This window comes from Streptomyces sp. NPDC002232 (assembly GCF_042890295.1).
GTDB lineage: Bacteria > Actinomycetota > Actinomycetes > Streptomycetales > Streptomycetaceae > Streptomyces.
This window is the reverse complement of record NZ_JBIARV010000005.1, coordinates 822,962-835,385: the sequence shown is the minus strand read 5'-3', so window position 1 is coordinate 835,385 and position 12,424 is coordinate 822,962. Positions and strand designations below refer to the sequence as shown.

The 12,424-nt window shown below is 75.5% G+C and carries 12 protein-coding genes; 6 read left to right on the top strand and 6 right to left on the bottom strand.

Annotated features, from left to right (window positions below):
* The first annotated feature begins 82 nt into the window (after positions 1 to 82).
* The gene (gene hemE / locus ACFYXU_RS26905; protein WP_329857113.1) at positions 83 to 1,159 is read left to right on the top strand and encodes a uroporphyrinogen decarboxylase; all 1,077 of its coding nucleotides are present in this window, start codon (positions 83 to 85) and stop codon (positions 1,157 to 1,159) included.
* 58 nt (positions 1,160 to 1,217) lie between these two features.
* Here the strand turns inward: hemE and ACFYXU_RS26900 are convergent, their stop codons facing one another.
* Together ACFYXU_RS26900 and ACFYXU_RS26895 are read right to left on the bottom strand one after the other, a co-directional pair.
* Positions 1,218 to 2,591, bottom strand: a complete 1,374-nt coding sequence (locus tag ACFYXU_RS26900) for an FAD-dependent oxidoreductase (RefSeq protein ID WP_329857111.1) — start codon at positions 2,589 to 2,591, stop codon at positions 1,218 to 1,220.
* Positions 2,592 to 2,600: 9 nt separating this feature from the next.
* Entirely contained in the window at positions 2,601 to 3,599 is a 999-nt protein-coding gene (locus tag ACFYXU_RS26895; RefSeq protein WP_389408522.1) for a DUF4349 domain-containing protein, read from the bottom strand.
* Between the two features lie 140 nt (positions 3,600 to 3,739).
* On the opposite strand from ACFYXU_RS26895, the gene hemG reads away from it, so the two are divergent.
* Both hemG and hemQ read left to right on the top strand, forming a co-directional pair.
* Positions 3,740 to 5,203, top strand: a complete 1,464-nt coding sequence (gene hemG, locus ACFYXU_RS26890; protein ID WP_389408523.1) for a protoporphyrinogen oxidase — start codon at positions 3,740 to 3,742, stop codon at positions 5,201 to 5,203.
* A gap of 17 nt (positions 5,204 to 5,220) precedes the next feature.
* Positions 5,221 to 5,934 (top strand): hydrogen peroxide-dependent heme synthase, encoded by a 714-nt coding sequence (hemQ, locus tag ACFYXU_RS26885; RefSeq protein ID WP_329857108.1) that lies wholly within the window; start codon positions 5,221 to 5,223, stop codon positions 5,932 to 5,934.
* A gap of 156 nt (positions 5,935 to 6,090) precedes the next feature.
* On the opposite strand, the gene ACFYXU_RS26880 is transcribed toward hemQ, so the two are convergent.
* From ACFYXU_RS26880 to ACFYXU_RS26865, 4 genes are all read right to left on the bottom strand, one after another.
* Positions 6,091 to 6,834 (bottom strand): TIGR04222 domain-containing membrane protein, encoded by a 744-nt coding sequence (locus ACFYXU_RS26880; RefSeq protein WP_389460330.1) that lies wholly within the window; start codon positions 6,832 to 6,834, stop codon positions 6,091 to 6,093.
* Positions 6,835 to 6,882: 48 nt separating this feature from the next.
* A complete protein-coding gene (locus ACFYXU_RS26875) occupies positions 6,883 to 7,932 on the bottom strand; it encodes a TIGR04222 domain-containing membrane protein (RefSeq protein ID WP_389460328.1) in 1,050 nt (349 codons plus the stop codon).
* A gap of 2 nt (positions 7,933 to 7,934) precedes the next feature.
* Positions 7,935 to 9,413: a DUF692 family multinuclear iron-containing protein gene (locus tag ACFYXU_RS26870; protein WP_389460326.1), complete on the bottom strand. Its 1,479-nt coding sequence runs from the start codon at positions 9,411 to 9,413 to the stop codon at positions 7,935 to 7,937.
* A gap of 82 nt (positions 9,414 to 9,495) precedes the next feature.
* Positions 9,496 to 10,179 carry a peptidyl-tRNA hydrolase gene (locus tag ACFYXU_RS26865; RefSeq protein ID WP_376508940.1) on the bottom strand — a complete coding sequence of 228 codons (684 nt, stop codon included), beginning with the start codon at positions 10,177 to 10,179 and terminating at the stop codon, positions 9,496 to 9,498.
* Positions 10,180 to 10,249: 70 nt separating this feature from the next.
* Here ACFYXU_RS26865 and ACFYXU_RS26860 point away from each other — a divergent pair, with 70 nt between their 5' ends.
* Genes ACFYXU_RS26860 through ACFYXU_RS26850 form a run of 3 tightly spaced genes read left to right on the top strand, consistent with a single transcriptional unit; the run spans position 10,250 to position 12,422 of the window.
* Positions 10,250 to 10,927, top strand: a complete 678-nt coding sequence (locus ACFYXU_RS26860; RefSeq protein ID WP_376508942.1) for an AIM24 family protein — start codon at positions 10,250 to 10,252, stop codon at positions 10,925 to 10,927.
* Positions 10,924 to 11,775, top strand: a complete 852-nt coding sequence (locus tag ACFYXU_RS26855; RefSeq protein ID WP_389408527.1) for an ATP-binding cassette domain-containing protein — start codon at positions 10,924 to 10,926, stop codon at positions 11,773 to 11,775. Before ACFYXU_RS26860 ends, ACFYXU_RS26855 begins: the two co-directional genes overlap by 4 nt.
* Entirely contained in the window at positions 11,772 to 12,422 is a 651-nt protein-coding gene (locus ACFYXU_RS26850; protein ID WP_389460323.1) for an ABC transporter, read from the top strand. The genes ACFYXU_RS26855 and ACFYXU_RS26850 overlap by 4 nt, the downstream gene beginning before the upstream one ends.
* The last annotated feature ends 2 nt before the right edge of the window (positions 12,423 to 12,424 follow it).

The following is a 12,424-nucleotide window of genomic DNA, read 5'->3' as shown; positions in this document are numbered from 1 at the left end:
AGTAGGCGGAACGGGGCCTCCACGCAGGGAGGGACACCCGGCCCGGACGAGCGGCTTCCCGCCACATGCGAAGATTCTGGGCGTGAGTGCCAATGACCGCCCCACGGGCCAGCAGACGAAGCAGCAGTCGCGGACGTACGACTCCGCGTTCCTCAAGGCGTGCCGACGCGAGCCGGTGCCGCACACCCCCGTCTGGTTCATGCGGCAGGCCGGGCGCTCGCTCCCCGAGTACCTGAAGGTCCGCGAGGGCATCCCCATGCTGGAGTCGTGCATGCGGCCCGAGCTGGTCACCGAGATCACGCTCCAGCCGGTGCGCCGCCACAAGGTCGACGCCGCCATCTACTTCAGCGACATCGTCGTCCCCCTCAAGGCCATCGGCCTCGACCTCGACATCAAGCCCGGTGTGGGCCCGGTCGTCGCCGACCCCATCCGCACCCGCGCCGACCTGGCCCGGCTGCGCGACCTCACCCCCGAGGACGTCCACTACGTCACCGAGGCCATCGGCATGCTCACCGAGGAACTGGGCGACACCCCGCTCATCGGCTTCGCCGGCGCGCCCTTCACCCTCGCGAGCTACCTCGTCGAGGGCGGCCCGTCCCGCAGCCACGAGCACACCAAGGCGCTCATGTACGGCGACCCGCAGCTCTGGGCCGACCTGCTCGACCGCCTCGCCGAGATCACCTCGACCTTCCTCAAGGTGCAGATCGAGGCCGGCGCCTCCGCCGTGCAGCTCTTCGACTCCTGGGTCGGCGCCCTCGCCCCGGCCGACTACCGCCGCTCCGTCATGCCCGCCTCCACCAAGGTGTTCGACGCGGTCGCCGGCTACGGCGTCCCGCGCATCCACTTCGGCGTCGGCACCGGCGAGCTCCTCGGCCTCATGGGCGAGGCCGGCGCGGACGTCGTCGGCGTCGACTGGCGCGTCCCGCTCGACGAGGCCGCCCGCCGCGTCGGCCCCGGCAAGGCGCTCCAGGGCAACCTGGACCCCGCCGTGCTCTTCGCCTCGACCGAGGTCGTGGAGGCCAAGACCGACGAGGTCCTGGCCGCGGCCGAGGGCCTGGAGGGCCACGTCTTCAACCTGGGCCACGGCGTCATGCCGGCCATGGACCCCGACGCCCTGTCCCGGCTCGTCGAGTACGTGCACACCCGCACGGCCGTCTGACCGCTCCGCCGCGTCCCGCGCACGCCTCCGCCCCCGCCGGGCGGAGGCGTGCGCCGTCTCAGCCCGCCGCGCGGACCGCCGCCACGGCCTTGCGCGCCGCGACCAGGACCGGGTCCCACACCGGCGAGAACGGCGGCGCGTAGCCCAGGTCCAGCGCCGTCATCCCCTCCACCGTCATCCCCGCCGTGAGCGCCACCGCCGCGACGTCCACCCGCTTCGCCGCTCCCTCCCGGCCCACGATCTGCACCCCGAGCAGCCGTCCCGTCCGCCGCTCGGCCAGCATCTTCACCGTCATCGGCGCCGCCCCCGGGTAGTAGCCCGCGCGGCTCGTCGACTCGACCGTCACCGTCACGAACCGCAGCCCCACCTCCCGCGCGTCCCGCTCCCGCAGACCCGTCCGCGCGATCTCCAGGTCGCACACCTTGGACACCGCCGTGCCCACCACGCCCGGGAAGGTCGCGTACCCGCCGCCGGCGTTCGAGCCGATCACCTGACCGTGCTTGTTGGCGTGCGTGCCCAGCGGCACGTGCCGCTCCCGCCCCGAGACCAGGTCCAGGACCTCCACGCAGTCACCTCCCGCCCAGATGTTCCCGTGGCCCCGCACCCGCATCGCCAGATCGGTGAGCAGTCCGCCGTACGCCCCGAGCGGCAGCCCCGCCGCCCGCGCCAGCGAGGTCTCCGGCACCACGCCCGTGCCCAGCACCACCACGTCCGCCGGATACTCCGCCGCGTCCGTCGCCACCGCCCGCACCCGGCCGTCCGGGCCGGTCAGGACCTCCGTCACCGGCGACGAGACGACCGTCCTGATCCCCAGGGCGTCCATCGCCCGGTGCACCAGCCGGCCCATGTCCGGATCGAGCGTGGCCATCGGCTGCTCGCCCCGGGTCAGGACCGTCACCTCGTACCCCCGGTGCAGCAGGGCCTCCGCCATCTCCACCCCGATGTACCCGGCGCCCACGACGACGGCCCGCCGCCCCGGCGTCCCGGACAGCGCGTCGAGCAGCGCCTGCCCGTCGTCGAGGGTCTGCACCCCGTGCACGCCGGGCGCGTCGATCCCCGGGACCGGCGGGCGCAGCGGCCGGGCCCCGGTCGCGATCACCAGCTGGTCGAAGCCCGTCCACGCCTCCGTACCGGCCTCCAGGTCCCGGGCCCGCACCCGCTGCCCGGGGACGTCGATCTCCGTCACCTCGGTCCGGGTGCGCAGGCCGATGTCACGGGCCCGGTGCTCCTCCGGCGAGCGGGCGATCAGCTGCCCGCGGGTGGCGACGTCCCCGCCGATCCAGTACGGGATGCCACAGGCCGAGTACGAGGAGAAGTGCCCGCGCTCGAACGCGACGATCTCCAGCTCCCCGGGGCCCTTCAGCCTGCGCGCCTGCGACGCGGCGGACATGCCCGCCGCGTCGCCCCCGATGACCACCAGTCGTTCGCTCATGGGAGGACGCTACTTCTCGGGGGCCTCCCGGGGCTGCGGCGCCTTCGTCGCCCCGGGCGCCACGGCCGCCCCGGCGGCGTTCCGCACGGGGGAGTCCGGCAGGACCTCGGGGCCCCGGTCCCGGGACCGGGCCGCGAGGCGCGGGCGGACGAGACGGCGCCACAGCAGGAAGCCGATCAGCGCCACCACGAGCCACGGGGCCAGCGCGCTCAGCACGATCCCGATCCAGGCCGCCACGCCCACCAGGGCGTTCCACCCGCCGCCGAGGGCCTCGCCGAAGCCGGGGCGGCCCTCCTCCTCCACCGGCTCCTCCGGGGCCGCCTTCTCCGCCTCGGAGAGGTGGAGGGTGATCGTCGCCAGCGACGTCCGGTCCTTCAGCGAGGCCTGCTGGGCGAGGAGCGCCTCCAGGTCCGCCTGGCGGCGGCTCAGCTCGCTCTCCAGGGTCACGACGTCGGACAGCTGCTCCGCCCGGTTCATCAGCGCCCGCACCCGCGCCACGCTGGCCCGCTGGGTGGCGATCCGGCTGTCCACGTCCACCACCTGGTCGGTGACGTCCTTGGCGTCCGCCCTGCGGTCGAGCAGCTTTCCGGCGCCCGAGAGCGCGGCGAGCACGGAGTCGTACCTCTCCTGCGGCACCCGGAGCACGATCTGCGAGGTGAGCGACGTGCCGTCGACCCGCTGCGTGGACTCGTTCTCCACGCGCCCGCCCGCGTCCACCGCGGCGCGCCGGGCGTCGGTCAGCGCCCTCGCCGCGTCCTTCACCTCGACGGAGAGCTCGGCGGTGCGGATGACGTGCTTCTGCTCCGGCGCCTTCGCCGCGGGCTTCCCGGCGGCGCCCGAGCCGGCACTGCCGTCGGCGGCCCCCTCCCGGCCCGCCTCGGCGGGCTTCGCCGCCGCGTCCGCCTTGCCGTCCGACGCGGAGCCCCCGGACCCGGCCCCGCAGCCGGTCAGGGCCAGCGCGGCCGTCAGCAGGACCGCGGCCGCCGTTCTCTTTCTCGCCGTGCGCACGAGCGTCCCCCCAGTGGTGGTGGTGAGTGATGCCCGTTGGACGTACGGGCCCCCGGCGCGGGTTGCCGTTCCGCGGTAGCGATGCGGTCACGGTCCGGCCTCGGAACGGGAGCGGGCCGGGCATTTGAGAGAGTGGTGCCATGAACGCGGACATCACGGGACACCACGCCGGGCCTCACGCCGTCGTCGCCGGGGGTGGCATCGCCGGCCTCGCGGCCGCCCACCGGCTGGCCCTCGCCGGCCACCGGGTGACCCTCCTCGAAGCGGACTCCCGGCTCGGCGGGAAGCTCCTCGCCGGGGAGATCGCGGGCGCCCCCGTCGACCTCGGAGCCGAGTCGCTGCTCGCCCGCCGCCCCGAGGCCGTCGCCCTCGCCCGGGCCGTGGGCCTCGGGGACCGGCTCCAGGCCCCGGCGACGACCACCGCGTCCGTCTGGTCCCGGGGCGAGCTCGTCCCCATGCCCAAGGGGCACGTCATGGGCGTCCCCGGCGACCCCGCCGCCGTCGGGGGGCTCCTCTCGGAGGAGGGCGTCCGCCGTGTCGGCGCCGACCTGGAGCTGCCGCCCACCGAGATCGGCGAGGACATCGCCATCGGCGCGTACGTCGCCGCCCGCATGGGCCACGAGGTCGTCGACCGGCTCGTCGAGCCCCTCCTCGGCGGGGTGTACGCCGGAGACGCCCACCGCATCTCGATGAAGGCCGCCGTCCCCGCCCTCTTCGAGGCCGCCCGCGTCCACCCCACGCTCACCTCGGCCGTCCACGCCGTCCAGCGGGCCGGCGCCGCCACCCCCGCCGACGCGGCGGGCGGCGCCACCGGCCTCGGCGGTTCCGTCTTCCTCGGCATCGAGGGCGGCGTCGGCACCCTGCCCGGCGCGGTCGCCGACGCGATCCGCGCCGCGGGCGGCGAGATCCACACCGGAACGCCCGTGACCGCGCTCGTCCGCACCGGCGCCACCGGCTGGCAGGTCGTCACCCCGCACCGGACCTTCGACGCCGACGCCGTCGTCCTCGCCGCCCCCGCCGGTGTCGCCGGCGGACTCCTCGGCGGCCACGCGCCGTCCGCGGCGGCCGTGCTCGACGCGATCGACTACGCCTCCATGGCGCTCGTCACCCTCGCCTTCCGCCGCTCCGACGTGCCCGCCCTCGCCGGATCCGGGTTCCTGGTGCCGCCCGTCGACGGCCACACCATCAAGGCCTCCACCTTCTCCGCGCAGAAGTGGCGGTGGGTCGCCGACGCCGCCCCCGACCTGTTCGTCCTGCGCACCTCCGTCGGCCGGCACGGCGAGGAGCACCAGGTCCGCCGCGACGACTCCGACCTCGTCGCCGCCTCCCTCAAGGACCTCGCCGCCGCCACCGGCCTCGCCGCCCGCCCGGTCGCGAGCACGGTCACCCGCTGGAACGCCGGGCTGCCCCAGTACCCGGTCGGCCACCTGGCCCGCGTCGCCCGGGTCCGCGAGGCCGTCGCCGCCCTCCCCGGACTGCGTCTCGCGGGCGCGGCCTACGACGGCGTCGGCATCCCCGCCTGCGTCGCCTCGGCCCACCGCGCCGCCGACGAGATCATCGCCACGTCGAAAAGGACCGACCCCGGTGCGGGGCACTCCCTGTGACGGGCGAGAATAGGCGCATGAGTGCGCCCGAAAAGATCCCGAACGCCGGTAAGAAGGCGAAGGACCTCAACGAGGTCATCCGCTACACCCTGTGGTCCGTCTTCAAGCTGCGCGACGTTCTCCCCGACGACCGCGCGGGCTACGCCGACGAGGTCCAGGAGCTGTTCGACCAGCTCGCCGCCAAGGACATCACCGTCCGCGGCACGTACGACCTGTCCGGTCTGCGCGCCGACGCCGACGTGATGATCTGGTGGCACGCCGAGACGAGCGACGAGCTCCAGGAGGCGTACAACCTCTTCCGCCGTACGAAGCTGGGCCGCGCTCTGGAGCCGGTCTGGTCGAACATGGCGCTGCACCGCCCCGCCGAGTTCAACAAGTCGCACATCCCGGCCTTCCTGGCCGACGAGAACCCGCGCGACTACGTCTCGGTGTACCCCTTCGTGCGCTCCTACGACTGGTACCTGCTGCCGGACGAGGACCGCCGCCGCATGCTCGCGGACCACGGCAAGATGGCCCGCGGCTACCCCGACGTCCGTGCCAACACGGTCGCCTCCTTCTCGCTCGGCGACTACGAGTGGCTCCTCGCCTTCGAGGCCGACGAGCTGCACCGCATCGTCGACCTCATGCGCCACCTGCGCGCCTCCGAGGCGCGGATGCACGTCCGTGAAGAGGTCCCCTTCTACACGGGCCGCCGCAGGAGCGTCGCCGACCTGGTGGCGGGCCTGGCCTGACGGCCCCGTACGAACCTGGTGCCGCGCCCGGCTTCCGGCCGGGCGCGCCACCCCTCGACCCGGAAGATCAGACGGCGGACGGCGCCATCGTCCGCCGCTCCAGCGACACCGGGTCCGGCTCCGGGTGCGGCGCGCGTCTCGCGCGCCGCACCGGCGTCATTTCCGGGGCCCTTCCCACCCCTTGAGAGCCGCGCGGAGCTCCGGCTCCAGCACGGCGGGACCGCGCGTCGCGAGCGCCGTGAGCGGATCGGCCCGCGAGAGGCCGGCGAGCAGCCGCTGCCCGGCCGGCGACGCCCAGCGGGTGTACGGGAACACCTCGACCAGCCCGATCAGCAGGCAGAGCCCCGAGCCGGTCAGCGGCAGCGCGAAGGCGGCGACGACCGGGCCCCGTCCGCCCTCCGGCACCAGCAGCGCCGCGACCGTCCCGAGCGCCAGCGTCAGCAGGAACCCGGCCCGCGCCGCCCGCACTCCGGCGGCGAGCGCCCGCCGCCCCTCCTCCGGCACGGCGAGGCCCCGCTCGACGAGACCGTCCGCGAGGAGGCGTACGGACTCGGCGGCGGCCACCACCGGACGCACGGCCCAAACCGGTGACTGCCCGCCCGGACCGATGGCACCCAGCACCGCGCGCTCCAGCCCGTCACCGCCGCCCGAGGCGTCCACGACGGTGGCCCAGCCCGTGTGGGCCAGCAGCAGCCGCCGCGCCCGGTGCATCGACACCAGGGTCAGGTCGGTGACCCGCAGCGGCCCCCCGGAGAGGTAGGCCGCCTCGCACACGGTGAGGTCCTCCGCACCGCAGGGGACCTCCCGCGGACGGGCCGCCGCGAGCGCGGCGCGGCAGACCCGCACGCAGCCGGCACCGGCCGCCACGCACGCCACCAGGAGGAGCGGAACCCAGACCATGTCCCGGTTGTACGTCGGCGCGGGCGGGCCCGCCACCCGAATGGCCGCTCAGCTGCTGGAACTCGAACAGGAACTGGAGCTGGAGCTGGAGCACGAGCTGCTGGAGCTGGAGCAGGACGAGCCCGAGGAGCAGGACGAGCCCGACGAGCAGGAAGACCCCGACGAGCAGGACGAGCCGGAGGAGCAGGCCCCGGACGAGCACGAGCCGCCCCCGCCCGAGCAGGAGGAGCCGCCGCCCCCTCCGCAGGAGCTCTGGGTCGCGCACCACTCGGTCGCCACCCCGAGCACGGCCGCGTCCGAGGACGAGAAGTGCGAGGCGGCGGCGGGCCTCCGGCCGCGCTGGTTCCGCCGTCGCGGCGGCGCGTAGAAGCGGGCGGCGGCGACGAGCTGCTCCCGGAGCAGCGGGTCGGGCACGGCCCGCAGCCCGTGCAGCGCCACGAGCAGGCCCGCGTCCGGGACGGCGCCGTGGTCCCTCGCGTACGCGCGGACCGCGCGACGCCCGGCCGAGGTGACCTGCCGGGCGGAGACCGCCCCGCAGACGATGCCGGTGATCAGCGCGGCCATGAGGAGGGGCGCCACCTTGAAGACGAAGGGCAGCCGGAACTCCGGGGCGGACGAGAAGTCGACCACCGTGATGACGATCGAGACCGGGAAGAGCACGAACGCCGTCACCACGAGGGCGGCGCACCAGCGGGCCGTGGTCCGCCGCGTCGCCGGGGGGACCACGAGACCGCGCGCCGCGAGCGCGTCGCCGATCTCCTGGACCGCCGGGTGCCGCATCACACCGAGCCGCAGGTGGTGCAGGGCCCCGTGCGGGGCGGCGGCGTGCTCCTGGAGGACGGCGCGCTCCACCGGGTCGTGCGCGGTGGGACGGACGACCGCGACGATTCCGGGGCCGCCGATCGCGAGCCTGCCGTCCGTCCGGAGCGCGACGAGGGCGGTGTCCACGACCCGCGCCGGGCCGCCGTTGAGGAACGCCACCTCGTACCGGTCGTGGACCGGCCCGCCGCTGCCGCCGCGTGTCCGGACGACTCGGAGGACGACGAGGGCGATGCCGGCGGCGCCCACGAGGTGGACGAGGGTGAGGAGCAGGTCCATGGTCATCTCCGTACGAGGGCGTGGCGGGCGGCTCGCACGAGCCGGGTGGCGCGGCCGGGCGGGCGGCTGCCGGAACGGTCCTGCCACCACTCCGTGAGCTCCCGCCGCGCCGTCGGGTCCTCCGGGCGTCCGGCCAGCAGCAGGTGCTCGACGAAGTCGAGGGCGTCCCGGCGGTAGCCGCCGGTCATGGGGCGGGAGCGGGCGTACGCGAGGAACGCGGGCCGGTAGCCGCCGCCGAGGATCTCCGGGAGCTCCGGCGCGACCTTGGCGACGACCCCGGCGCGCTTGGCGGCGAGCGCGCGGCTCTGGATCCCGACCCGCCGGGTGTCGAAGCCCTCGGGCACGGGGGTCCCGGAGACGAGCGCGGACAGGAGGGAGGCCTGGCGGACGGCGAGGCGCTGGCGCGCGGCCGTGCGCGGGGCGGGGGCAGAGACGGAGGCAGGGGCGGGGGCCTCGGTGACGGGCGCCGCGCCGGGGTCCGGGTCCTGGGCAGGGGCAGGGGCCGGGCCGGCGGCGTCGGTGGCGGGCGTCGGACCGGGCATGGGGCCTCCGGAGACCCTGGCCCCGGCTCCGATCAGGAGCGGGGCTCGACGGGGCGAGGGCACCAGCGGCCGGGCGCCGTGCCGGTGCGCGGTGCCCACCCGTCCCGCCCCGGTGGAGCGCGGGCCCAGGGCGGTCCGGACGACCTCCAGTTCGGCCGCCAGCTCCTCCGCCGGCGGGAAGTCGTCGTCCCGCTCCAGGAGCACCCCCGGCGGGGACACCCGGGACGCGAGGTCCGCCAGGATGTCGAGGACCGCGGGCGGCACCGGGTGGGCGTGGGTGTCGTGCCAGACGCCGTCCCGCTCGACCCCGCCCGCCACGTGCACGTACGCGATCGCCTCGACCGGCAGCTCGGACAGGGCACGGGCCGGGTCCTCGCCCCGGTTCACGTGGTTGGTGTGCAGGTTGGCGACGTCGATGAGGAGCCGCACCCCCGTGCGCTCCACCAGTTCCGCCAGGAAGCGCCCCTCTGTCATCTCCTCGCCCGGCCAGGAGACGAGGGCCGCGATGTTCTCCAGGGCGAGCGGGACGGGCAGCGCGTCCTGCGCGATCCGCACGTTCTCGCAGAGCACGTCGAGGGCGTCCCGGGTCCGGGGCACGGGCAGCAGGTGACCCGCTTCGAGCAGCGGGGTCGCGGTGAGCGGCCCCCCGGCCCGTACGAACGCGATGTGCTCCGTGACCAGCGGCGCCCCCAGGGCCACGGCCTTCTCCCCGAGCGCCGCGAGCCGGGCCGGGTCCGGCCGGTCCGCGCCGCCGAGCCCCAGCGAGACGCCGTGCGGCACGACCGTGACGCCGCGCTCGCGCAGCCGGGCCAGCGAGTCGGGCAGGTGGTCCGCGCAGAGGTTCTCCGCGACGACCTCCACCCAGTCGACGCCGGGCAGTGCCTCCACCGCCCCGGCGATCTCCGGACGCCACCCGATGCCGATGCCGAGTTCCGTCATGTCCCCCTCCTTCGGTCCTCAGTCCCTCACGTGATGGCCCACGCGGGCACGTCCGAACCCCGGGAGGGGGACGTTCAGAGCTTCATTTGAGGTTCGGGAAGGCGGACACGACCGTGCACGAGCCGGGGGCGATCTCCGTGAAGCCCGCGTCGCGGACGACCGGCAGGCCGCTCGACGTCAGGCCCGCCCAGTCCTCGGCCGTCGCGGTCCGCACCGCGAGCGGGAACCCCGCCTCGTGCCACGCCTTCCGGTCGGCCCCGGACATCGCCCACCACAGCAGCTGCGCCCCGTGGCCGGCCTGCGCCATCGCCTTGCCGGCCGACATGTCGAGGTCCGGATTGAGCCAGAGCACGGCCGCCCCCTCCGGTACGGGACCGGGGGCGGCCGGGTCGTCGAGATCGGTGCCCGACACCTGGAGCTTGGCGAGGTCCTTCGGCCAGCCGTCGAGCGGGACCGGCGGGAAGACCCGCACCTCGGCCTCCGCGCCGGTGACCGTGATGCCCGGCAGGGTGTTCGCGCGGCGCCACTCGGCGCCGCGCGCCCGGCGCACCACCTTGCGGATGCGGGCGTCCTGCCAGTCGGTGATCGCCTCCGCCCACTCGCCCTCGCCGAGGGAGCGGTCGTCGGTGAGGACCTCCAGGACGGCCCGGGCCGCGGTCTCCAGGGCGTCGGTACGGGCCGGGGGCGCGTCGCGCTCGATCCGGACGACCAGGGGGAGGACGAACTGGGGCTTCTCGTCGCGGAGATCGGTGTCGTTGCTGCTCACCCGCCAAGTCTGCCACCGCCGTCACGATGGTTTCTTGTGGGAACCATCGCTTCCGGGCCAGGATGCCCCCATGAAGAGTGATCTTTTCGCGGGCGAGCACCTCGCCGAGACGGCGACGTTCCCCGGCATGACCCTCCAGAACGCGAAGTCCGTCAAGTACACGGTGAACGGCGAGATGCACGCCCGTCAGGGTTCGATGATCGCCTTCCGCGGCGACCTCCAGTTCGAGCGCAAGGGCCAGGGCATCGGCGGCCTGCTCAAGCGGGCCGTCACCGGCGAGGGCCTGGCGCTGATGGCCGTGCGCGGCCAGGGGGAGGCCTGGTTCGCGCACGAGGCGCAGAACTGCTTCATCGTCGAGGTCGAACAGGGCGAGGCCTTCACCGTCAACGGCCGCAACGTCCTCTGCTTCGACTCGACCCTCCGCTACGAGATCCGGACCGTGAAGGGCGCCGGCATGACCGGCGGCGGCATCTTCAACTCGGTCTTCTCCGGCCACGGCAAGATCGCCCTGATGTGCGAGGGCAATCCGATCGTCATCCCCGTCACCCCCCAGGCCCCGGTGTACGTCGACACCGACGCGATCGTGGGCTGGAGCGAGCAGCTCCACACCTCCCTGCACCGCTCGCAGTCCCTCGGCTCGATGATGCGCGGCGGCTCCGGCGAGGCGGTGCAGCTCAAGCTGGAGGGACAGGGCTTCGTCGTGGTCCGGCCGAGCGAGCTGACCCCGCAGAAGCACGCGTCGAATTGAGGCTGGAGCACGTCGGGCGGCGGCACGGCGTGCGCGGTCCTTGGGTGCTGCGGGAGGTCTCGCTGGGCCTGCCGGCCGCCGCCCTGGTCCGGGTCACCGGCACCAACGGCACGGGCAAGTCCACGCTGCTCCGGCTGCTCGCGGGCGTCGACGCGCCCACCGAGGGCCGTGTCACGGGCCGGCCGGCCCGCACCGCGTACGTCCCCGAGCGCTTCCCCGTCGCCCTGCCCTTCACGGCCCTCGACTACCTGGTCCACCTCGGACGCGTCCAGGGCCTCGGCCGGGCGGCGGCGCGTGCCCGGGCGGGGGAGTGGCTGGAGCGCTTCGGAGCCGCCGGGCACGCCGCGACCGGACTCGCGGAGCTCTCCAAGGGCACCGGCCAGAAGGTGGCCGTCGCCCAGGCGCTCCTCGCCGATCCGGCCCTGCTCGTCCTCGACGAGGCCTGGACCGGCCTGGACACCGGCGCCCGCGCCACCCTGGACGCGGCCGTCCGCGAACGCCTCGCGGAGGGCGCGACGGTCGTCTTCGTCGACCACGACCCCCGGCGTCTGAAGGGGGAGGCGACGGTGGTGTACGGGGTGGCGGACGGCCGGGTGGAGCAGCTCCGGGAGACCGCGCCGCCCGCCCGCGGCCCCGCCCCGGGCTCCGGCGCGACCGCCGTACGGATCGTGGCCTCCGGGGCCCGGGCGCTTCCCGCGCCGCTGCCCGGCGCGCCCGCGGTCACCCCCGGACCCGACGGCACCACCCTGCTCACCGTGGATCCCGCGCACTCCGACGCCCTGCTCGGCGCGCTCCTGGACGCCTCCTGGCACATCCACCACCTCGACACCGAAGGCGTACGGGCATGACGGCGCTCCTGCGCTACCAGTCGGGTCTGCTGCTCCGCTCCCAGCGCTGGCTGGCGCCCCTCCTCCTGTACGCCGCCTTCATCGGCGTCGGCGTCCAGGTCGGCGAACCGGTGCTCGGCGCGCTCGGCCTCACCGCCGCCGCCCTGCTCCCGGTGTCGGCCTGGTCCGTGCGGATCTGCCTCACCCAGGAGCCGCCCGCCGCCCGGAGCGTGGTCGCGGCGGCGGCCGGGCAGGGCCGCGCCCATCTCGCGGCGCTGCTCACCGGGGCCGGCTGGCCGGTCCTCGTCGGTGCGGTCGCGGTCCTCGGGGTGACGGCGACCGGTGACCGGCGCGGGGTCGACCCGCTCGCCGCGCTCCGCGCGGGGCTGCTCGCGGCACTGGCCTGCGCGCTGACGGGCGCCGTCGTGGGGGCGCTGGCCTCGCGCCCCTTCGCGCGGGCCCCCGGCTGGTCGCTCGCCGCGCTCGTGCTGGGCTCGCTCCTCGCGCTCGTGACGACCGGCTCCCCGGCGAAGCAGGCGACGACCGCCCTGGTGACCGGGGCTCGTACGGCGGAGGTCGGCCCGCCCTGGCTCGCCTGCGGCGGCGCGCTGCTCCTCGCGGCGGCGACGGCGGTCCTGTCGTGCCGGGCGACGGCCCGCCTGGAGTGAGC